The 20,497-nt window shown below is 67.9% G+C and carries 18 protein-coding genes; 14 read left to right on the forward strand and 4 right to left on the reverse strand.

Translation table 11 applies throughout. The annotated features are described in order from the left end of the window. Genes AB4Z18_RS13930 through AB4Z18_RS13940 form a run of 3 tightly spaced genes read left to right on the forward strand, consistent with a single transcriptional unit; the run spans nucleotide 1 to nucleotide 4,737 of the window. Nucleotides 1-1,080 (forward strand): ABC transporter permease, encoded by a 1,080-nt coding sequence (locus AB4Z18_RS13930; RefSeq protein ID WP_441783326.1) that lies wholly within the window; start codon nucleotides 1-3, stop codon nucleotides 1,078-1,080. Next, on the forward strand, nucleotides 1,077-3,380 hold the full coding sequence (locus tag AB4Z18_RS13935; protein WP_441783327.1) for a glycoside hydrolase family 3 N-terminal domain-containing protein: 2,304 nt from the start codon (nucleotides 1,077-1,079) through the stop codon (nucleotides 3,378-3,380). Before AB4Z18_RS13930 ends, AB4Z18_RS13935 begins: the two co-directional genes overlap by 4 nt. A gap of 58 nt (nucleotides 3,381-3,438) precedes the next feature. Beyond that, nucleotides 3,439-4,737 (forward strand): O-acetylhomoserine aminocarboxypropyltransferase/cysteine synthase family protein, encoded by a 1,299-nt coding sequence (locus tag AB4Z18_RS13940; RefSeq protein WP_441783328.1) that lies wholly within the window; start codon nucleotides 3,439-3,441, stop codon nucleotides 4,735-4,737. On the opposite strand, the gene AB4Z18_RS13945 is transcribed toward AB4Z18_RS13940, so the two are convergent. After that, nucleotides 4,718-5,899 (reverse strand): MalY/PatB family protein, encoded by a 1,182-nt coding sequence (locus tag AB4Z18_RS13945; RefSeq protein WP_441783329.1) that lies wholly within the window; start codon nucleotides 5,897-5,899, stop codon nucleotides 4,718-4,720. The two genes, AB4Z18_RS13940 and AB4Z18_RS13945, sit on opposite strands and share 20 nt — an antisense overlap. 218 nt (nucleotides 5,900-6,117) lie before the next feature. Here AB4Z18_RS13945 and AB4Z18_RS13950 point away from each other — a divergent pair, with 218 nt between their 5' ends. From AB4Z18_RS13950 to AB4Z18_RS13980, 7 genes are read left to right on the forward strand one after another with little or no spacing between them, the layout of a single operon-like run. Then, nucleotides 6,118-7,278: an ABC transporter substrate-binding protein gene (locus tag AB4Z18_RS13950; RefSeq protein ID WP_441783330.1), complete on the forward strand. Its 1,161-nt coding sequence runs from the start codon at nucleotides 6,118-6,120 to the stop codon at nucleotides 7,276-7,278. Nucleotides 7,279-7,299: 21 nt separating this feature from the next. Next, on the forward strand, nucleotides 7,300-9,102 hold the full coding sequence (locus AB4Z18_RS13955; RefSeq protein ID WP_441783331.1) for an ABC transporter permease: 1,803 nt from the start codon (nucleotides 7,300-7,302) through the stop codon (nucleotides 9,100-9,102). Beyond that, nucleotides 9,099-9,956 (forward strand): ABC transporter ATP-binding protein, encoded by an 858-nt coding sequence (locus tag AB4Z18_RS13960; protein WP_441783332.1) that lies wholly within the window; start codon nucleotides 9,099-9,101, stop codon nucleotides 9,954-9,956. Before AB4Z18_RS13955 ends, AB4Z18_RS13960 begins: the two co-directional genes overlap by 4 nt. Further along, the gene (locus AB4Z18_RS13965; protein ID WP_441783333.1) at nucleotides 9,953-10,681 is read left to right on the forward strand and encodes an ABC transporter ATP-binding protein; all 729 of its coding nucleotides are present in this window, start codon (nucleotides 9,953-9,955) and stop codon (nucleotides 10,679-10,681) included. The genes AB4Z18_RS13960 and AB4Z18_RS13965 overlap by 4 nt, the downstream gene beginning before the upstream one ends. Then, nucleotides 10,678-11,703, forward strand: coding sequence for a putative FMN-dependent luciferase-like monooxygenase (locus AB4Z18_RS13970; protein WP_441783334.1), 1,026 nt, complete (start codon nucleotides 10,678-10,680; stop codon nucleotides 11,701-11,703). Before AB4Z18_RS13965 ends, AB4Z18_RS13970 begins: the two co-directional genes overlap by 4 nt. A gap of 28 nt (nucleotides 11,704-11,731) precedes the next feature. Further along, nucleotides 11,732-12,328 carry a CMD domain protein gene (locus AB4Z18_RS13975; protein ID WP_441783335.1) on the forward strand — a complete coding sequence of 199 codons (597 nt, stop codon included), beginning with the start codon at nucleotides 11,732-11,734 and terminating at the stop codon, nucleotides 12,326-12,328. After that, nucleotides 12,325-12,960: an alkylhydroperoxidase domain protein gene (locus AB4Z18_RS13980; protein WP_441783336.1), complete on the forward strand. Its 636-nt coding sequence runs from the start codon at nucleotides 12,325-12,327 to the stop codon at nucleotides 12,958-12,960. Before AB4Z18_RS13975 ends, AB4Z18_RS13980 begins: the two co-directional genes overlap by 4 nt. Before the next feature lie 17 nt (nucleotides 12,961-12,977). Here AB4Z18_RS13980 and AB4Z18_RS13985 read toward each other — a convergent pair whose 3' ends face one another. From AB4Z18_RS13985 to AB4Z18_RS13995, 3 genes are all read right to left on the reverse strand, one after another. Further along, nucleotides 12,978-13,634: an NADPH-dependent F420 reductase gene (locus tag AB4Z18_RS13985; RefSeq protein WP_441783337.1), complete on the reverse strand. Its 657-nt coding sequence runs from the start codon at nucleotides 13,632-13,634 to the stop codon at nucleotides 12,978-12,980. Nucleotides 13,635-13,643: 9 nt separating this feature from the next. Next, nucleotides 13,644-14,942 (reverse strand): alpha-galactosidase, encoded by a 1,299-nt coding sequence (melA, locus tag AB4Z18_RS13990; protein WP_441783338.1) that lies wholly within the window; start codon nucleotides 14,940-14,942, stop codon nucleotides 13,644-13,646. An 85-nt stretch (nucleotides 14,943-15,027) separates the two neighbouring features. Continuing rightward, the gene (locus AB4Z18_RS13995; RefSeq protein WP_441783339.1) at nucleotides 15,028-15,909 is read right to left on the reverse strand and encodes a DeoR/GlpR family DNA-binding transcription regulator; all 882 of its coding nucleotides are present in this window, start codon (nucleotides 15,907-15,909) and stop codon (nucleotides 15,028-15,030) included. 72 nt (nucleotides 15,910-15,981) lie between these two features. Between AB4Z18_RS13995 and AB4Z18_RS14000 the strand changes: the two genes are divergently transcribed. From AB4Z18_RS14000 to AB4Z18_RS14015, 4 genes are read left to right on the forward strand one after another with little or no spacing between them, the layout of a single operon-like run. Beyond that, nucleotides 15,982-17,310: an ABC transporter substrate-binding protein gene (locus AB4Z18_RS14000; protein WP_441783340.1), complete on the forward strand. Its 1,329-nt coding sequence runs from the start codon at nucleotides 15,982-15,984 to the stop codon at nucleotides 17,308-17,310. Continuing rightward, on the forward strand, nucleotides 17,307-18,257 hold the full coding sequence (locus tag AB4Z18_RS14005) for a carbohydrate ABC transporter permease (protein WP_441783341.1): 951 nt from the start codon (nucleotides 17,307-17,309) through the stop codon (nucleotides 18,255-18,257). The genes AB4Z18_RS14000 and AB4Z18_RS14005 overlap by 4 nt, the downstream gene beginning before the upstream one ends. Then, entirely contained in the window at nucleotides 18,257-19,090 is an 834-nt protein-coding gene (locus AB4Z18_RS14010) for a carbohydrate ABC transporter permease (RefSeq protein ID WP_441783342.1), read from the forward strand. Before AB4Z18_RS14005 ends, AB4Z18_RS14010 begins: the two co-directional genes overlap by 1 nt. A gap of 14 nt (nucleotides 19,091-19,104) precedes the next feature. Beyond that, nucleotides 19,105-20,439, forward strand: coding sequence for a family 4 glycosyl hydrolase (locus AB4Z18_RS14015; protein ID WP_441783343.1), 1,335 nt, complete (start codon nucleotides 19,105-19,107; stop codon nucleotides 20,437-20,439). Nucleotides 20,440-20,497: the final 58 nt, after the last annotated feature.

Here is a 20,497-nt window from a genome sequence, read left to right on the forward strand (position 1 = left end):
ATGACAACGTCCGCCCAAGAATCCCAGACGCTCGCCCAGCCCTCCGGCGTCGGCGCCCCCGAAACCCTGGCCGTTGCGGTCGCCTCCCGGCAGCGGCCCACCAGTGTCACCTTCTGGTCGCAGCTGAAAGCCTCGCTCGCGATGTTCAGCAACCGCAAGTCCGCGGCCGGCCTGATCATCATGGGGGTGTTCGTGCTCGTCGCGATCTTCGCTCCGTGGATCGCGCCATACGACCCGAACGCGCAGCATCTGGATGAGACCCTTCAGCCGCCCTCGCTGAAGCACCTCCTGGGCACGACGCACATCGGCCAAGACGTCTTCAGCCAGCTCGTCTACGGAACGCGCGGCGTCCTCGTCGTCGGGTTCCTGGCGACGATCATGGCCACGGTGGTCGCGATCGTCATCGGAGTGACCGCCGGCTACCTGCGCGGCTGGAAGAGCGAATCGCTGTCGGCCCTCTCGAACGTGTTCCTCGTCATCCCCGGGCTGCCTCTGATGATCATCGTCGCCTCGCAGTTCGAGGATCCGCCGCTGTGGCTCATCGCCGCCGTGCTCGGCCTGACCGGCTGGGCCTGGGGCGCGCGCGTCCTGCGCGCGCAGACCATGTCGTTGCGCAACCGCGACTTCATCCAGGCCGCGCGGGCGAACGGTGAACCGTTGCACCGCATCATCCTGGTCGAGATGCTCCCGAACCTCCTGGCGATCATCGCGTCGAGTTTCGTCGGCACCATGACGGCCGCCGTCCTGGGGCTGACGACCCTCGCGTTCATCGGCGTCATCCCGGTGTCGAACCTGAACTGGGGAACCATCCTGTTCTGGGCGCAGCAGAACAACGCGTTCCCGGACTACTGGTGGTGGTACGTTCCCGCCGGTCTGTGCATCGCACTGCTCGGGGTGGCGCTGTCGCTCATCAACTTCGGCATCGACGAATACGTCAACCCTCGTCTGCGCTCGGCCGGCGAGCGAGCTCGGGCGATGAAGCGCAAGGGCATCAACATCAACACCGCCGTCACCCAGGTGCGGGCGACTCCGCAATCGACCGCTCCGGCCGCACATCCACGGGAAAGCACGACTGAATGACCTCGACTCTGCCATCAGCATCCCCGGTTCTGGCATCGGGAACCCCGCCGTACCAGGACCCGTCGCTGACGACAGCCGAACGTGTCGCGGATCTCCTCGAACGGATGAGCGTGGAGGAGAAGGTCGGGCAGATGCTGCAGCTCGACGCGCGCGACGACCTGCGGGACCACATCCTACGGCGCCACGTCGGCTCCATCCTGCACACCTCTCCGGAACGGATCCTGGAGGCGAATCGGCTCACAGCCGAGACCCGGCTCCGGATCCCGCTCCTCGTCGGCGAGGACTGCATCCACGGGCACTCGTTCTGGCCCGGTGCCACCATCTACCCGACCCAGCTCGGCATGGCCGCGTCGTGGGATGCGGACCTGATCGCGAGGGTCGCCCGCGCCACTGCCGAAGAGGTCGCCGTGACCGGCGTGCACTGGACCTTCTCGCCAGTGCTGTGCATCGCGCGCGACCTCCGCTGGGGACGGATCAGCGAGACGTTCGGCGAGGACCCGTTCCTCATCGGTGAACTCGCGAGCGCCATGGTGCGCGGATACCAGGGAGATGGGCTCGACGATCCGACGGCGATCCTCGCGACGGCGAAGCACTTCGCCGGGTACTCGGAGACGCAGGGCGGCCGCGACGCGAGCGAAGCCGACATCTCCAGGCGCAAGCTCCGAAGCTGGTTCCTGCCGCCGTTCGAGCGAGTGGCCCGCGAGGGATGCCGCACCTTCATGCTCGGCTACCAGAGCACCGACGGCGTGCCGATCACGGTAAACGACTGGCTGCTCAGCGAGGTGCTGCGCGGCGAGTGGGGATACACGGGAACGCTCATCACCGACTGGGACAACGTCGGCCGGATGGTCTGGGAGCAGAAGATCCAGCCCGACTATGCGCACGCCGCGGCCGCCGCGGTGAAGGCCGGCAACGACATGGTCATGACGACGCCGAAGTTCTACGAGGGCGCGCTCGAGGCGGTCGCGCAGGGGATGCTCAGCGAGGACGCCTTCGACGCCGCCGTAGCCCGGATCCTGACGCTGAAGTTCGACCTCGGACTGTTCGAGAATCCCCGTCTTCCCGCGGCCGAACTGGATACCGTGGTCGGCAGCGCGGCGCACGCCGAGCTGAACCTCGAGATCGCGCGACGTTCGATCGTGCTGCTGGAGAACGACGGGACGCTGCCGCTCGACTCCGCGCCGCTCGACTCGGCGCCGCTCGTATCCGACCCGCTCCGTGTCGCGCTCGTCGGCCCGCTGGCCGACGATGCGCAGAGCCAGCTCGGCGACTGGGCCGGAGGATCGGGCCAGGCAGGATGGCTGGACGGCCAGCCGCGCGAGATGATCACCACCGTGCTCGACGGTCTTCGTGCAATTCCCGGCTGGAGTGTCCTCCACGCCAGGGGCGCCGACATTCTCACGCTGGAAGACGATCCTCAGGGCGCGACGTTCCCCGACGGGCAGCCGCGACCCCACGTGGTCGTGCCGTGCGACCCGAATCCCGTCCTGATCGACGAAGCCGTCGCCGCCGCCGAGGCGTCCGACGTGGTGATCGCCGTGGTGGGTGACAGGATCGAGCTGGTCGGCGAGGGCCGCTCCACGGCGACGCTCGAATTGATCGGCGGACAGATCGCCCTGCTCGACGCGATGATCGCGACAGGGAAACCTGTCGTCGTGGTGCTCCTCGCCTCCAAGCCGCTCGTCCTGCCGCCGTCGGTTGCCGCCGCCGCCGCGGTGATCTGGGCCGCGAACCCAGGCATGCTGGGCGGTCAGGCGATCGCTGAGATCCTCGCAGGCCGGATCGAGCCCTCCGGGCGTCTGCCGATCTCCTTCGCGCGGCACGTCGGCCAGCAGCCGACGTACTACAACCAGATCCGTGGGCAGCACGGCGACCGGTACGCCGACCTCACGCAGGAGCCCGCGTGGGCGTTCGGAGAGGGACTGTCGTACACGAGCGTGGAGTACGCCGACCTGACTCTCGCGCGCACTCAGCTCGGCGCGCACGAGGACATCATCGCCGAGGTCAGCGTGATCAACACCGGCGGGCGACCGGTCCGCGAGACGGTCCAGGTCTATGTGCGGGACACGGTCACGAGCGTCAGCTGGACGGACAAGGAGCTGAAGGCCTACCGTCAGGTCGAACTGGAACCGGGCGAGACGGGTCGGGTGCGCTTCGAACTCCCCGTGCGGGACTGCTCGATCGTGGACGCGACGGGAACCCGTCGAGTGGAAGCGGGCGCCTTCGAACTTCTGGTCGGCCCCTCCTCCCGCGAGGCGGCGCTGCTCACCGCCGGGTTCGAGGTCCTGGGGACGGCGTAGGACCCGCGAACCGCATCCCGCTTGGCGCGGGGTCCTCGCTCTCACTAGGGTGTCGGGCATGCCCGATGAGACGCGACGTCCCCTCGACTTCGAGACCCGCCAGATCCACGCGGGGGCGGTGGTCGACTCCCAGACCAAGTCGCGGGTGACGCCCATCTATCAGACGGCCGCGTACGTCTTCGATTCTTTCGACGACGGCGAGGAGCGGTTCGCGGGGCGGAGCGGGTACCGGGCGTACTCGCGCAACGAGAACCCCACGAACGCGGTCGCCGGTCAGCGGATCGCCGACCTGGAGGGCGGCGTCGACGGCATCGTAGTGGCCAGCGGTCAGGCGGCGATCGCCACGGCGCTGAGTGCTCTGGCGGGTGCAGGCGACCACATCCTCGCTACCCGGTCGCTGTACGAGGGCACCCGGGAGATGTTCCGTGGCGTGCTGCAGCGGCAGGGCATCGAGTTCGAGTACGTACCCGACGAGGCGGACGACGAGGAGTGGGCGACGCGGTTCCGGCCGGAGACGAAGGCGGTGTACACCGAGACGCTGCCGAACCCGCTGGGCCAGGTGGTCGACATCGCCCGGATCGCCGGACTGGCGCACGCGGCGGGGGTGCCGCTGATCGTCGACAACACGGTACCCACTCCGTACCTGTGGCGGCCGATCGAAGACGGCGCCGACGTCGTCATCCACTCGACCTCGAAGTGGCTTTCCGGGCACGCGTCCGTGATCGGCGGAGCGATCGTCGACGCCGGGCGGTTCGGCTGGAGTGCCCAGGCGGCTCGGTTCCCGCAGCTCACGCAGGCGCCGCGCCCGGGAGCCGCCTCGTTCGTCGACCGCTTCGGGCGGGGCGCGTACCTGGCCTACGTGCGCTCGGTGATCGTGCTCGAGTACGGCCCGACCGTGCCGCCGACCAGCACGTTCCTGCTGCTGCACGGCATTGAGACGCTGTCACTGCGCATGCAGCGTCACGTCGCCAACGCCCGGGCCGTCGCCGAGTGGCTGGAGGCGAGGCCCGAAGTGACGCACGTGTTCTATCCCGGACTGCCCACCAACCCGTACTACGAACGCGCCCGCCGCTACCTGCCCGACGGGGCGGGATCGATCGTGTCGATCGACCTGGGCGGGCGGGAGGCGGCGCGCCGCTTCATCGATGCTCTGGAGCTGATCTCGCCGATGACGCACATCGGCGACGTGCGAACGCTGGCGCTCCACCTGGGCAGCACCATCCACGCCAAGCTGAGCGCCGACGAGCAGCTCGAGGCGGGGATCACGCCCGGACTGATCCGTCTCTCCATTGGGATCGAGAGCCCGCGAGACATCATCGATGACCTCGAACGCGGACTCAGAGCGGCAGCGGGCTGACCCTGTGGTTCGCTGAGCGCAGACCGGCGGCGATCCGTTGCACCGCTTCGACGACGGTTTCGGGATTGCAGGCCAGGTTGATGCGGGCGAAGCCGCGGCCAGGCTCGCCGAACGGCAGCCCCGAGTTGAGCGCGACGCGTCCTTCGTCGATGAGCACGCGCGCGGGATCGTCGCCGAGGTCCGTGCCCCGGAAGTCGAGCCAGGCCAGGTAGCCCGCATCCGGCTTGACGAGGCGGACGGCGGGGGCGTGGATGGCGAGCTCGGCCTCGAGCAGGGCGACGTTGGCCACGAGCAACTCGACCAGATCGTCGCGCCAGGGCCGGCAGGACAGCGCGGCCAGGTTGGCGTGCAGGCCGAGGATGCTGGTGCGGGCCGCCAGCTCCTCGGGCAGCTCGGTCAGCAGCGCCGCCGAGCGCTCGTCGGCGGCGATGATGACTGCGCACTTCAGGCCCGCAAGGTTCCAGGCCTTGCTCGCGGAGGTGACCGTGACGGAAGGGGCGCCGGCCGCCCGCGCGATCGGCGCGAACGGTGTGAAGACGGTGCCCGGGTGGGCGAGGGGGGCGTGGACTTCGTCACTGACGACGAAGACGCCGTAACGGGCGGCGAGGGCAGCGAGCTCCTCCAAGACCGTGCGGCTGTGACATCGCCCGGTCGGATTGTGCGGGTTGCACAGCAGCAGCGCGTCGGCGCCGGCCGCGAACGCCGCTTCGATGCCGGGGAGGTCGAGACTCCAGCCCTCGTCTTCGAGCAGGGGCACGGTGACGGGGACGGCATCGGCCTCGTGCACCATCTCGAAGAACGGCGGATAGACCGGCGGGGTCAACACCACGTGCCCACCCACGGCGGGGATCGCCAGTCGTAGCGCCTCCACAACGCCGACGGTCACGTCGGTGGCCAAGTGCACCCACTCCGGGTCGACGTCCCAGCCCCACTCCTCGCGGGCGAAAGCCACGAACGCCGGAGCGAGGGGGCCGGCGGAGTCGAGGTAGCCGGTGTCCGAGTGGCGCAGCGTTTCGGCGACGCGGTCGAGGATCGAGGGCTCGACGTCGAAGTCCATCTCCGCCACGAAGACAGGGAGCACGTCGGCCGGGTAGCGGCGCCACTTGATGCTCGAGCGGGTGGCATAGAGCTGCTCCAAGGGGCGTGCCGGTCCGAAGCTCATGGAGAGAGCGTGCCGCGTCGCACTCGCTGACGCGAGTCGGACCGTCAAAAACCGTAGCGAAGCCATCCACAAACTCGCGCCGTTCGCAAACTTTGTGACGCGGATGAAACATGGCTACCGATTGTGACGGCGCGGGCTGCGCTCCCGCGCAACCCGGTTCTAACGTCTGGCGTGCACCCGTTCCCCCGATCCGTCCAGCCTGATGTGAAGGACACACCATGAACAGATTTCTCCGGAGCACAGCCGTAGCCTCGGTTGCGGCGCTCACCGTCGTCGGCCTCTCGGCGTGCGCCGGCGGTTCCGCGGCGTCGTCCGACAGCTCGTCCGGCAAGAGCACCGTCTACTTCGGTGTCTCGGCGGCCACGACCGGCCAGTACGCGCAATACGGCGAGCAGTTCAAGGAAGCGTTCGACCTGGCGGTCGAGCAGGTCAACGCCAAGGGCGGCATCGACGGCCACCCGGTGGCGCTGAAGTACGAGGACTCGCAGTCCGACCCCAAGCAGTCCGTCGCGGTCGCGCAGAAGTTCGTCGGCGACGACAGCGTCAGCCTGGTCTTCGGCGACTACTCGTCGGCAGCATCCATCCCGGCCTCCCCGATCTACACGGCGGGCAAGCTGGTGCAGTACGGCTTCAACAATTCGAACCCGGACTTCACGGCCAAGGGCACCCAGTACCAGTGGTCGACGTCCATCACCACGAGCGCGACCTACACCTGGACCGCCGACTACATCAAGAAGCAGGGCATCGACTCCGTCGGCGTGACGTACCTCAACACGGCGGACTGGGGCATCCCTGCGTTCGACGCCTTCAAGGCCGAGGCCAAGAAGGTCGGCCTCAAGATCACCGACGCCGAGGGCGTGCTCGACACGAGCGACGACTACCGGCCGTCTCTGACCAAGGCCGTCGCGGGCAAGCCGGACGCCTTCGTCCACATCGGCTACGGCCCGGACGCGGCGAAGATCGTCACCCAGCTGCGCGCGATCGGCTACGACAAGACCTTCTACGGCGGCCAGGACGAGCAGTCGTTCGACGGCACGAAGGATGCGGAGGGCGCGATCAACGGCGCTGAGTTCCTGCAGTCCAACCCGGCTCCCGAGGTGCAGGCCTTCGTGAAGGCGTTCAAGAAGAAGTACCCGCAGGAGAGCGATGTCACCGGCTTCGAGGCGGGCGCGTACGACGCGCTGAACGTCGCGGTCGAGGCCGCGAAGATCGGCGGCACCGACCGCGCGGGCATCCTCGCCGGCTTCAAGAAGGTCAAGGATGTGCCGAGCGTCGTCTACGGCAAGATCACCTTCGACCAGTCCACCCGTCGCGTTGCCTCGCCGCAGCTCACCCCGAGCATTCTGAAGGACGGGAAGTGGGTCGCGTACAAGGGCTGATCGGCCGCTTGCACTGACATCATGCTCGATACTCTGATCGCCGGCCTGCTCCGAGGGAACGTCTACGCCCTCGGAGCAGTCGGCATCTCTCTGGTCTTCGGCGTCATGAACGTCGTCAACTTCGCTCAGTTCTCGTTCTTCGGGCTCGGCGCGATGCTCTCCTGGTTCTTCATCGTCAAGATCGGCCTGCCGTTCTGGCTGGCGCTGCTCGCGGTGCTCGCCATCTGCGGCCTACTCGGCCTGATCATCAACATCACGGTGGTCCGGCCGCTGGCCAAGTTCCTACCGCTGGCGGCCATGCTCTCCACCTACGCGGTGGCGCAGATCCTCGACAACACGTCGCAGATCGCCTTCACCGCCCAGTTCCGGGTGTTCCCGGACGTGCTGCCGACCTCGAACCTGCACATCGGCAACATGCGGTTCGGCACCTCCGACCTGGTGATGCTGGGGACCACCGCTGTCGTGATGGTGGTGATGTCGCTGTTCCTCAAATACGGCAAGGTCGGCCGCGCCATCCGCGCCACCGCGCAGGATCAGGAGGCCGCGCTCCAGATGGGCATCCCGGTCGGCCAGGTGCAGCACGTCTCGTTCGTGATCGCGTCCGCGCTCGGCGGCCTGGCTGGTGTCTTCATCGCCCTGTACGTCGGGGTGGCGAATCCGAACTCGGGGCTCGACGTCGGCCTCACCGCGTTCGTCGCGGCGACGCTGGGCGGCCTGGGGTCGCTCGCCGGTGCGGTGATCGGCGGTTTCGTCCTCGGCATCCTGGAGGCCTTCGGCATCCACTTCTTCGGCGACACGGCGCGCGAGATCATCGTCTTCGTCATCCTGATCGTGGTGCTGATCGTTCGGCCGGGAGGGCTGCTGGGCAAGGTCCCGCTGATCTCGACGGAACCGCTGACGGGCACGTTCCTCGGCAAGGGGCGCCCGCTCCGCATCCCGCGCTGGGTGTGGCCGGCCGCGTTCGTGCTCGCGGGTGTAGTGATACCGCTGGTCGCCGACGACTATGTCCTGACCACCGGCACGCAGGTGCTGATCTACGCGATCATCGGAGCCGGCTTCACGGTTACGGCGGGCCAGGCGGGCGTGCTGGCCCTCGGGCAGGCCGGCCCCATCGCGATCGGCGCGTACGCGTCGGCGCTGCTCACGCTGTACGTGCACGTGTCGTTCTGGGTCGCGCTGCCGATCGCGGGCATCGTGGCGGCTGTCGTCGCCTCCATCCTCGCTTCGCCGATCTGGGGGGTGAAGGGGCATTACATTTCGATCGCCACCCTGGGGCTCGGGATCGCGATCGTCGCAGTCATCCAGCTGGTGCTGCCTCAGGGTCTGTACAACATTCCCGTGCCCGACTGGTTCGGCACCCCGCTCAACTCGCCGCAGGCCTACTACCTGATCGACTTCGGCGTGCTGGTGGTGACGCTGCTGGTGATGTGGCGCATCCGCGGTTCGCACCTGGGCAAAGTGATCTCATCGGTGGGGTCCGACGAGGTGGCTGCTCTGGCCTCCGGCGTGCGCGGGCGCAACTACAAGGCGCTCGCCTTCGCCGTCTCGGGATTCTTCGCAGGGATCGGCGGCTCGCTGCTGGCGCACCAGTACACGTACATCGACCCGACCATCTTCACGATGCTGATGTCGCTCCTGGTGGTCACCATCGTGATCATGGGAGGGATCAGCCTCCCGTACGGCGCGGTGGTCGGCTCGATCATCCTCATCGGCGCGATGGAGCTGCTGCGCTTCACGCCCGAGCTGCGGATCATCGTCTACGGCCTGGTGCTCATCCTGGTGGTGAGGTTCCGCCCGGGCGGGATCCTGGTGAGGAACTCATGACCGAGACACTGTTGAACGTCGAGAATCTGGAGCGGCACTTCGAGGGACTGGCGGCCGTCGACGGCATCTCGTTCGCCGTGGCGCGCGGCGAGGTGGTGTCGATCATCGGGCCGAACGGTTCGGGCAAGACCACCACGCTCAACCTGGTGACGGGAGCGCTCCGACCGAACGGAGGGACGATCACCCTCGAGGGCGAACGCATCGACCGCGCCGACAGTGCACGCATCGCGGAGCACGGCATCGCGCGCACGTTCCAGAACGGGCGGGTGTTCGCGACCTTGTCGGTCGCGGACAACATCGAGGTGGGGCTTCACTCCACGCTCCAGGCCAACCGGCCGTTCCGGTCCCTGTCGAATGTGTTCCTGCTGCGGTGGATCCCGCTGCTGGCCGAACTCTTCATCGCCATCTTCGGCACGCCCGCGTCGAGACGGGAGCAGAAGCGCATCCAGGCGGCCGTCGAGGCGGAGATCGACCGCTTCGAGGCCCGGCTGGGCCCGCGCCGCGACGACCCCGCATACTCGCTCAGCTACGCCAACCGGCGCCGCACCGAGATCGCGCGGGCACTCGCGCTCGAGCCGAAGCTGCTGGTGCTCGACGAGCCCACGGCCGGGATGAACCCGTCCGAGACCGCCGAGGTGCTCGAGCAGCTGCTCGAGCTGAAGGCGGCCGGTCAGTCCATCCTGCTGGTCGAGCACAAGCTCGACCTCGTGATGCGGGTGTCGGACCGGATCATCGTCATGGACGGCGGTCGCATCATCGCCGAAGGAGCGCCGGACGCCGTGCGCACCGACCCGGCCGTGATCGAGGCGTACCTCGGGCGCCGCCGCGGCCTCGGAGGGGTGGACCTGGTATGACCGAGCTGCTCGCACTGGATGACGTGAACGTCTACTACGGCCCGTTCCACGCGCTACGCGGAAACAGCCTGACGGTGGGCGAAGGCGAGATCGTCTCGCTGCTCGGCGGCAACGCCAGCGGCAAATCCACGACGATGAAGACCATCCTCGGGCTCGTCCGACCGAAGTCAGGCACCGTCCGGTTCGCCGGCGAGGACATCACCCACGCTTCGACGCGGCGACGGGTCAAGGCGGGCATCGCCTCGGTACCCGAGGCACGCCGCGTGTTCCCCGAGATGACGGTCGACGAGAACCTCATCGCCGGCGCGTACACCCGGCGCGACAAAGCCGGCGTGGCCGAAGACCTCGAGCGGATGCGCACGCACTTCCCGCGCCTGGGGGAGCGCCGCAAGCAGCAGGCCGGCACCCTGTCCGGCGGCGAGCAGCAGATGCTCGCCTTCGCCCGCGCCCTGATGAGCCGGCCGAAGCTCATCTGCATGGATGAACCCACCATGGGGCTCTCGCCGAAACTTGTCGACCAGGTGCTCGACGAGATCGTCCGCATCAACCGCGACCTCGGCGTCGCCGTGCTGTTCGTCGAGCAGCAGGCCGAGCTGGCGCTCTCCATCGCCTCGCGAGGCTACGTACTGGCGACGGGCGCGATCGTGCTGCAGGGCACGGCGCGGGAACTGCTCGACGACCCCCAGATCCAAGAGGCGTACCTCGGAAAGGCAGCCCACGAGTGACCAACGAGACGGCAGGACGCACGCGGCTGGGATTCTTCACTCGGCTGCTCGATGACGGCACACCGTTGCAGCGCTACCGGAACGCGCTCGACCAATTCGTGCGCGCCGAAGAGCTCGGCTTGGACGGCGTATGGGTCGCCCAGCACCACTTCCACCAGGACGAGGGCGGCCTGCCGTCACCGTTCGTGCTGCTCGCCCAGGCGGCGGCGCGCACGTCGCGCATCCACCTGGGAACCGGCATCGTGACACTGCCGCTCGAAGCGTCGCTCCGGGTGGCCGAGGACGCGGCGGTGCTGCAACTGCTCTCTGATGGCCGGCTCGAACTGGGGATCGGATCGGGCGGCACCCCCTCGTCCTTCCCGCCCTTCGGCCACGACTCCGCCGACCGCGCGGCCGTCTACGACCGCCACCGCGAGACGCTGGTGCGCGCGCTGCGCGGCGACGAGTTGACCACCGACGGCGGGGCGCTTTACCCATCGGCCCCCGACGTGCTCGACGCCATCTGGGAGGCGACATTCTCGGTCGCCGGTGCGGAACGGATCGGACGCCGCGGCAACGGTCTCATGCTCTCGCGCACTCAGCCTCGGCAGGTCTGGGCAGGCCCTACGTCGCCCGAGCTGCAGGGCCCCATCGTCGACGCCTACCTGGCAGCATTGCCTGCTGGCGTGCGGCCTCGAATCCTCGCCTCGCGCTCGGCGCTCGTCGTCGACACCGAGGCCGAAGCGCAGGAGTGGATCCGTCGCGGCATCGACCGCAGCCGTGCACTCCTCGCGTCGCAGGGCGTCAAACTCCCCAGCGATGTGAGCGATGCCGAGCTGCTGGCCTGGCTCGACATCCACGTCGGCACGCCCGAGCAGGTGCTCGTCACACTTCGGACCGACGCGATCCTCGCGCGGGCGACCGACGTGGCCTTTCAGCCGCATCCGATCGATCCGCCGCACGAGGCCGTGCTGCGCTCGCTCGAACTGATCGCGACGCGCGTCGCACCCGAACTCCTCGGCTGGTCGCCCGACCAGGCCTGAACGGCTCGACAGATCGAAAGGAACTACCGTGACGGATGTCATCGACCGGCTCGTCGGAATCGCCCCCGGCGACCCCCTCGACGCGCTGCGTGACCAGCGGCCGAACGCCCGAGCGAACGCGCAGGCGAGCTTCGAGGCGCTGTTCGGGGCGCCGGACGACGCGACTGAGCCCGAGAACGTCACACGGCTCGAGCGACTCGCCCTCGGCTACTGGACGGTCGCGCTCTCGCAGTCGCCTACGGCCCAGTTCTACGGCGGCCTGCTCGCCGCCGAGGACAGCGCCACGCTCGCCGCGCTCGACGCGGCCCTGCCGGGCGCGGTGACCTCCGGCCCGTATGGCGACTACCCCGATGGGCCGCTGACCGTCGAGAACGTCGCCGGCTTGCTCTGGGAGCCAGGCGCCGCACTGACCGCCGCCCTGGGCGCGCGTCTCGCCGCGGCGCTCGCCCACACGCATCTGTTGGTCTACCGGCCGCGGGACTCCTCCGCCGACGCGCTGCAGCGTCTGCTCGACGCCGGATGGACCACCACCGGCATCGTCACGCTGTCGCAACTCGTCGCCTTCCTCAGCTTCCAGCTCCGTGTGGTCGCCGGTCTCACCGTGTTGAAAGGAGAACTCGCATGAGCGAGCAGATCGTCAGTGAAGAGGTAGCCGCCGAGCACGTCGTGCGGCACACGTTCGAGGCGCCCAACGCCTTCACGCAGGCCGAACTCGGCTGGGAGGCATGGCTCGAGCCGTTGCCGCTGGAGGACCTCACCGAGCGGCACTACGACGGCCTCGTCGACAAGGGACGTGCGAACAGCCCATACTTCAGGCTGCTGGTCCGCGACCCCGAGATCCTCGGCGCCCGCACACGCACCGACAACGACATCTTCTACAACGAGAAGGGCGGGCTGACGCGCGCCCTCCGTGAACTCTCCGCGGCCAGCGCCTCGCGCACCAACGGCTGCATCTTCTGCGCGTCGGTGCACTCCCGGTTCGCCAGTCACCACTCCAAGCGCCGCGACGACGTGCAGCGCCTGCTCGATGAGGGCACCGCCGCGGAGCAGGACGACCCGCAGTGGCGCGCCGTGATCGACGCGTCCGTTGCCCTCACCGTGATCCCGAACGACTTCGGTCCGGACCACATCCGGGCGCTCCGGGAGGCCGGCCTCGACAACGTCGCGATCATCGACGCCATCAATGGCGCCGCGTTCTTCAACTGGGCCAACCGGCTCATGCTGTCGCTCGGCGAGCCCACGCCGCCGAAGGAGTAGCGCTCAGCGACCTAACGTCATGATGTGGCCCCGGCCGTCGGGGATGCATCGAGCCCGGCGACCAGCCGGAAACCGACGTACGGCGCGTAGCCGCGGTCGACCAGGGCGACCTCCAATCCGGCCAGGCTCTCCAATTGCCGTGCGGTCCGGAGCGGTCCGACATCGACAGGCTCCGCGCCGATCTGCCGGACGAGCGCGGCGACGGCGTCTTTCGCGCCCTCGTCGTCCGAGGCCAGGAATACCTGCACTGCAGGGAAGCGCGCCTCAGCGCCGTCGGCGAGCCACTCGGCATAGACCGTGTTGAACGCCTTCACGACTCTGGCCCCCGGAGCGACGCCCGCCAGCCGTTCGGCGAGCGACTCCGCTCCGGCGTACCGGCTCTCGAACCACGGAGGATCGAGCGGGTTGTTGAGATCGATCACCACGCTGCCGGCGAGGATGTCGCCGAGGGACTCAACGATCTGCAGAACCTCTGTGTCGCGCAGTGCGACGATCACGACGTCCGCCCGCGCCGCGAAGCGGTAGTCCCCAGCGCCCGCGGCACCGATGTCCGCGCTCAGCGACCGAGCGCGTGCCTGTTCACGGGAGCCGATGACGACCTCGTGCCCGGCTCGCACGAGCCGGGCACCGAGTGCGGTCGTCATCGGCCCCGTGCCGAGGATGCCTATTCTCACTCTGCTCCGTCAGGGAAGGCGGAGGGCCTCGGGGATGAGGTCACCGTGCGCCTGCAGCAGCTCGTCGCACATGCTCCGGATGTCGTCGATGCCGAGAGTAGCAGCGGTGTTCGGGTCGAGCAGCGCAGCGTGGTAGACGTGCTCGCGGTCGCCCTCGAGGACGGCCTTGACGGTCAGCTCGACGACGTTGAGGAACGTGCGGTTGAGCGCGGCGAGCTGCGGGGGCAGGGCGCCGACGGCCTGGGGGTGCAGACCATCCTTGTCCACGACGCCGGGAACCTCGATGCAGCACTCTGCGGGGAGGTTCTCGATGAGTCCGTCGTTCTGCACGTTGACGTACAGGCTCGCCGGCTTGCCGGTGACGTGGGCGCGGATGAACTCGGAGGCCATCTCGGAGGTCGGCTGGAGATCCAGTTCGCCCTCCGCCTGCAGGGTGGCGAGGGTCTCGTCGAACTCCTCGATGTTCCGCTCCGACCGGGTGAGGTACTCGCCGACGGGGATGCGGAAGCGCTCGATGGCGGCGTCGCTGTGCATGAGCCAGGGCACGTACTCGGCGCTGTGCTCGCTGGACTCGGTGGGGAAGTATCCGAACCGGCGGAAGAGCTCCACGCGCACGCGACGCTGAAGCTCGGGGTCGCCGTCGATCGCTTCGCGCAGCCGCGGGTACAGATCCTCGCCTTCCCGCTCGAACCGCAGGACGAACGCCTGATGGTTGAAGCCGGCGGTCTCGAACGTGATCTCGTCCTCCGCCACACCGACCAGCTCCGCGAGGAGGTGGTGGGTGTCGCGCACGGAATGGCAGAGGCCGACGACACGCGAGAAGGGTGTTCCGGCCGAGACCGCCCACGGGAGCATCGCCATTGGGTTGCTGTAATTGAGGAGGTAGGCGTCCGGGGCCACCTCGGCGAGGTCCTGACCGATCCCGGTGAGGACTGGGATGGTCCGGAGTCCGCGGAAGATGCCGCCGATTCCGATCGTGTCGCCGATGGTCTGGCGGACGCCGTAGCGCGCCGGGATGTCGAAGTCCTTGCGGGTCGCGGCGTAGCCGCCCACCTGGATCTCGTTGACCACGTAGTCGGCGTCTGCCACGGCCGTCCGGCGATCGAGGCTTGACGTGACGCGGGCATCCGCTCCCAGCTGGGCGCTGATCCGCTTCGCCAGCGCGTCGGCGTAGCCGAGGCGTTCGGCGTCGATGTCGTGGAGGGACAGTTCGAACTCGCCCTGCAACTCGCTGAAGCTGCAGAGATCGGTGACGACGTTGCGGGTGAACTCGACGCTCCCGGCGCCGATGAAGGCTACTTTGACCATTCGGCCAATATTGCACGAGTGCGCTATTCGCACAAACAATATGCACAAAACCTGCAGTTTTCTGCGCGTTATCGCAGCGATAGGGCTAGGCGCAGATGACGCGGCACCCTCGACGCTGGATGGCATCCACCGCGGACTGCGGCGCACGGGAGTCGGTGATCAGCACGTCCACTTCGTCCATCGAGCAGACGCTCGCCAGCGCGACCCGGCCGATCTTGGTGGCGTCCGCCAGCACGATCGTCATGCGGGAGCGCGCGCGCATGACCCCGTTCACCCGGGCGCCGATCGGGTCGTAGTTCGTGCAGCCCGCCTCGGTGTCCACGCCGTCCACCCCGAGGAACGAGACGTCGATGTTGTACTCGGACAGGAACGCCTCGGCGCTCGGGCCGACCACCTCCTGGCTGCTGCTGCGGACCTCGCCTCCGGCGGCGAACACCCGGAGGCCCGGACTGGTCACCAGACTTGTCGCAATGTTGAGCGCGTTCGTGACGACCGTCAGGCCGCGGCGCGTGAGCAGCTGCCTGGCGAACTCGTTCGTGGTCGTCCCGCCGGTCATGCCGACGACCCGGGCTCCTTCGAGGAAGGCGAGCGCGCTGTGCGCGATCCGCCGCTTCTCGTCCAGATCCTGCGAGGTCTTGAACCCGAGCGGGAGGTCGTTGAACGCGACGTGGGTCGTAGCGCCTCCGCGCGTGCGGCTCACCAGCTGTTGCTCTTCGAGCAGCTCGAGGTCACGCCGGATCGTTGCCTCCGAGACGTCGAACTGTGCAGCGAGCTCGGGCACTTCCATCGAGAGATTGTCCACGATGGCGGAAACGATGTGATGGAGACGTTCTTTGCGCTGCACAGTCGAACTATAGCGAATGAGCAGCCGAAGTGCGCGTGCGATCAATTCGTGGCGGCAAAAATGTCCATTTGGCCGAAATGCGCGCTTTTCCCTCGCGAATTGTTGAATCCGCGCGCACCGCATGTCATCGTTGCTCGCATCGCGTGTCGCTCAGCATCGTTGCTGACACGCTCCCTATGCCCAAGGAGGAGCAGAATGACGCTCAAGCTCAGACGCCATACCCGAAACGCCGTCATCGCCGGTGCCGTCGCCCTCGGACTCACGTTGACCGGATGCACCGGCGGCGGTTCCGCCGGAGGATCGAACCAGACCAAGGGCGTGACCATCACGGTCGCATGGATGAACCCCGCGCCACCGAAGGCGGCCCTCGACGCGTTCACCAAGAGCACGGGCATCACCGTCAAGTGGACGAGCATCGACTGGGACAACCTGCAGACCAAGATCGCGGCAGCCGCGACCTCGAAGACGTACTTCGCCGACGTCACCGACGTCGACTGGTCGCGCGTCGGACAGCTCAGCAGGCTGGACTGGTTCTATCCGATCGACAACTACATCGACACCAAGAAGCTGAAGTCGGACATGCCGCAGCTCAGCTCGTTCGTGTCCGGCGGAAAGGTGATCGGCATCCCATTCGACTCCTCCTACATGGTGACGACGGTCAACAAGGATCAGTTCGCGCAGGCGGGCATCAGCACGATGCCGACCACGATGAGCGAGTACACAGACGACCTCAAGCAGATCAAGGCCAAGGGCGTCTCCGCCACTCCGCTCAACATTCCGTTCGCGGCGGCCGAGGGTCTGTCGACCTACTGGTACGAGGCGACGGAGGCGTTCGGCGGCACGGTGCTCGACTCGAAGGGCAAGCCGCAGTTCGCAAGCCCCGACTCCGGCGGGTACAAGGCCGCCAAGTGGATGGTCGACTCGCTGAAGGACGGACTCGTCCCGGCCGGCAACATCAACGTCACCGACTCCCAGGGCATGCAGAACCTGATGGCCAAGGGCGTCGTCTCCTCGACGTTCTCCGACTACTCGGGCAACGTGGGCAGCCTGTACGACGTGCCCGCCTCGTCCGACGTCGTCGGCAAGACCGCTTACATCCCGACCCCGGGCGTCGACGGGACCACGAGCAATCTCGGTAACCCGGACGGCATCGGCATCCCCAAGCAGGCCAAGTACCCAGCCGCCGCGGCCAAGTTCATCGAGTGGATCACCGCCAGCGAGAACCAGGCCGACTTCGCCGGGGCCAACGGTCCCGACAAGGTGATGCCGAACTACCCGACCCCGTCGCGGCTGTCGGCCATGAAGATCCTCACGGAGAACGGCAAGCTGGCCCAGGGTGCCGAGCTCAGTGAGCTGCTGTCGAAGTCCAAGCCGGTCTTCGCATCGGGTGCGCCGTCCTGGTACCCGGAGTTCTCGCGGTCTGTCAGCACGAACCTGCACTCCGCCGCCGTCGGCACCATCAGCGTCGACGCGGCGATCAAGGCCATCGCTGCGCAGGCCACCAAGCTGGCGAACGGCTCTTGAGCGTCGACCTCCAGTCCCCCCGCCGACCGGGTCCGCCCCGGCCGGCGGCGGGCCCCGGCCGATCGCGATCGCGGCTCGTCCGCCGCCTCGACTTCCTGCCCTACGGCCTGGTCGCACCGCTCGCGATCTTCATCATCGGCCTGGCCCTCGTCCCGGCCGGTATCACGCTCGTCGAGGCGTTCTTCAAGATCCAGCCGCTGAATCCGCCCGACCACTTCAATGGGATCGACAACTTCGTCGCGCTGTTCAACGACCCCGCCGTCGTCGCGAGCATGGGCAACACGGCGCTGTACGTCATCATCGGCGTCCTGCTCTCGACCGCGCTGGGCATTCTGTTCGCGGTGACCCTGCAGAAGCCGTTCCGCGGCCGCTCGGTCCTCGTCGCGATCCTGATTCTGCCGTGGGCGCTCCCGGGCGTCGTGGAGGGCATCGTCTGGTCGGGCATCTGGGACAGCAACAACGGTCTGCTCAACAGTGTGCTGTCGTCGCTGCACCTGATCGACCATTACCAGGTCTTCCTCGGCCAGAACCAGTTCGTGACCATCCTGGCGATCGAACTCGTGCAGGTCTGGCAGATCACGCCGCTGTCGGCGTTGCTGGTGCTGGCCTCGCTGCAGAACATCCCGGGTGAGCTCTACGAGGCCGCCTCTCTGGACGGCGCCACCGGGTTCAACATGTTCCGCCGCATTACGCTGCCGCTCGCGCGGCCGGGCATCGCCATCGCCATGGTGCAGGCCGTGATCGCGACACTCAATGTGTTCGACCAGCCCTTCGTGCTGAACGGCGCGGCCGCGACCGGCTCGTCGGTCACGATGCAGACCTACTTCATCAGCTTCCAGAACCTCGACTTCGGTCAGGGCTATGCGCTGTCCCTGTTGATCACGCTCGCCACGCTCATCGTGTCGCTGGGCGTCGTGAGACTCGTCTACCGCCCCGTGGAGTTCTGATGAGAAGACGTTCCATAGCGCGCCCGATCGGCGTCGCCTTCATCCTGATCTGGACGCTGACGCCGCTGTACTGGGTGCTCAACACAAGCCTGCAGACGGATGCGCAGATCAGCGCAAAGCCGGCGAACTACCTGCCGCCCACCCCGTCCCTGACGAACTACATGACGCTGCTCGGCGGGAGCGGCGACCTGGCCGACTCGGTCCGGCGGTCGATGCTCAACATCTTCATCGAGTGCACCGCGGCGACCATCGTGACCGTCGTGCTCGCGACACTGGCGGCCTACGCGTTCGCCCGCATGAAGTTCCGGGGCCGCGACGTGCTGTTCTATGCGGTGCTGGCGACGATGGCGTTCCCCGCGTACGCCACCCTGATCCCGCTCTACCAGATGATGTCGGGGCTGGGACTGGTCAACACCTACACGGGCATCGTGCTGGTGTACATCTCCGGCTTCCTGCCGCTGGCGACCTGGATCATGTACAACTACATGAGCAGCCTGCCGATCGCGCTCGAAGAGGCCGGTCAGGTCGACGGCGCGAGCAGGATGCGCGTGCTCTGGCACGTGGTGCTGCCGCTCGCCCGACCGGGCATCGTCTCGGTGGCCATCATCACGTTCCTCTCGGCGTGGGCGCAGTTCCTCTTCCCGCTCGTGCTCTCCAGCGACCTGTCGACGCAGCCGCTCACGGTGGTCATTGCGGCGCTCCAGGGCCGGCACACCGTGCCGTACTCGCTGATGAGCGCCGCGGGCGTGATCGCCGTCGCTGTCCCCGCCGTGATCGCGGTGTTGCTCAACAGGTACATCGTCAGCGGACTCCTCACGGGGAGCGTCAAGTGAGCAAGGAGCGCGCCGTGGCGCATGAGGCATTCGTCCTCATCGGTGCCGGGAGCACCGTGTTCACCCCGGGTCTGCTGAACGACCTCGCCCGGTCGCGCACGTTCGACGGCGTCGCCGTGCGCCTGGTCGATGTGGTCCCGGAAGCGGCCGAGACGATGGCTCGTCTGGGCCGCAGGATCGCCGAAGCGGCCGGCTCCACCATGACCGTCGAAGCGGTCGCGGATCGGCGGGAAGCGCTGCGCGACGCCCGTTTCGTCGCCACCACCATCGCGGTGGGGTCTGCGGCCGGCTGGAGGGCCGATCTGGACATCCCGGAGGCCTACGGCATCCACCAGACCGTCGGCGACAGCGTCGGGCCAGGGGGCACACTGCGGGCGCTTCGTCACATCCCGGAACTGCTGGCGATCGCGACGGACATCGCCGATGTGGCGCCGAGCGCGCAGCTGATCAACTACAGCAACCCGCTCACCGCGAACGTCCGGGCCGTTACCAAGCACACGCCGGTGAATGCGGTCGGTCTCTGCCACGGCACGATGCACACCAAGGCAGCGCTCGCGGGCGACCTCGGTGTCGACCCGGCGTCGGTGAGCGCGCTGTTCGCCGGGCTCAACCACCTCTGCTGGCTCCTCGACATCCGATCCGGTTCGCAGGATCTGTACCCGCGCCTGCGCGAGTTGGTGCGCGAGCGAGCCGGCGGTCGGGACGCTCAGACCTCCCGCAGCGAAGGCGTGCATTCTGCCGTGTCGGCGGATCTGATGCGGACCTTCGGCCTGTACCCCGCTCCGGGCGACCGCCATGTGTCCGAGTTCTTCTCCGGCTACCTCGCCCTCGGCGGCGATGGCGCCCTCGGCTGGGGTCTTCAGGGCGGCCAGGACATGACGCGCGAGTACATCGACGAGAAGGGCCGGCTGTGGGACTCGCTCCGCGCCCAGGCCGAAGGAACCGAGCCTCTCGCACCGGCCCGGAACCAGGAGGCCGAACGCCTGGTGGCCATCGCCGAGGCGCTGCAGACGGGGAAGGAACACGTCGAACTCGCCGTCAACCTGCCGAACGCCGGTGTGATCACGAACCTGCCGCCGGAGGCCGTCGTCGAGGTCCCTGCCGTCGTCGGCGCCCATGGCATCCACGGCGTCTCCGTCGGCCGCCTCCCCGATGCGGTTGCCGCCGTGCTGACGGCGCGAGCCCAGCAACAGGAGCTCACCGTCCAGGCCGCCGTCAGCGGTGCACGCGAGCTCGCCCTGCAGGCGCTCGCCCTCGACCCTCTCGTGCCGGACGCGCAGACCGCTCGCGGCATCCTCGACGACGCCGTGGCGGCGGACCCGTCGCACTACGATCGCTTCGCCTCATGAGCCTCGCCACGACCACTGCCCTCAATGTCGCTTTCACCGGCCGCATCAGGGCGTTCCT

Source organism: Leifsonia sp. 2TAF2 (assembly GCF_052115085.1).
Classification (GTDB): domain Bacteria; phylum Actinomycetota; class Actinomycetes; order Actinomycetales; family Microbacteriaceae; genus Leifsonia.

Bases quoted from the DNA above. Each gene is read 5' to 3' on its own strand.
- AB4Z18_RS13930 (WP_441783326.1), top strand. From the start codon at position 1: ATGACAACGTCCGCCCAAGAATCCCAGACGCTCGCCCAGCCCTCCGGC.
- AB4Z18_RS13935 (WP_441783327.1), top strand. From the start codon at position 1,077: ATGACCTCGACTCTGCCATCAGCATCCCCGGTTCTGGCATCGGGAACC.
- AB4Z18_RS13940 (WP_441783328.1), top strand. From the start codon at position 3,439: ATGCCCGATGAGACGCGACGTCCCCTCGACTTCGAGACCCGCCAGATC.
- AB4Z18_RS13945 (WP_441783329.1), bottom strand. From the start codon at position 5,899: ATGAGCTTCGGACCGGCACGCCCCTTGGAGCAGCTCTATGCCACCCGC.
- AB4Z18_RS13950 (WP_441783330.1), top strand. From the start codon at position 6,118: ATGAACAGATTTCTCCGGAGCACAGCCGTAGCCTCGGTTGCGGCGCTC.
- AB4Z18_RS13955 (WP_441783331.1), top strand. From the start codon at position 7,300: ATGCTCGATACTCTGATCGCCGGCCTGCTCCGAGGGAACGTCTACGCC.
- AB4Z18_RS13960 (WP_441783332.1), top strand. From the start codon at position 9,099: ATGACCGAGACACTGTTGAACGTCGAGAATCTGGAGCGGCACTTCGAG.
- AB4Z18_RS13965 (WP_441783333.1), top strand. From the start codon at position 9,953: ATGACCGAGCTGCTCGCACTGGATGACGTGAACGTCTACTACGGCCCG.
- AB4Z18_RS13980 (WP_441783336.1), top strand. From the start codon at position 12,325: ATGAGCGAGCAGATCGTCAGTGAAGAGGTAGCCGCCGAGCACGTCGTG.
- melA (WP_441783338.1), bottom strand. From the start codon at position 14,942: ATGGTCAAAGTAGCCTTCATCGGCGCCGGGAGCGTCGAGTTCACCCGC.
- AB4Z18_RS13995 (WP_441783339.1), bottom strand. From the start codon at position 15,909: ATGCGGTGCGCGCGGATTCAACAATTCGCGAGGGAAAAGCGCGCATTT.
- AB4Z18_RS14000 (WP_441783340.1), top strand. From the start codon at position 15,982: ATGACGCTCAAGCTCAGACGCCATACCCGAAACGCCGTCATCGCCGGT.
- AB4Z18_RS14010 (WP_441783342.1), top strand. From the start codon at position 18,257: ATGAGAAGACGTTCCATAGCGCGCCCGATCGGCGTCGCCTTCATCCTG.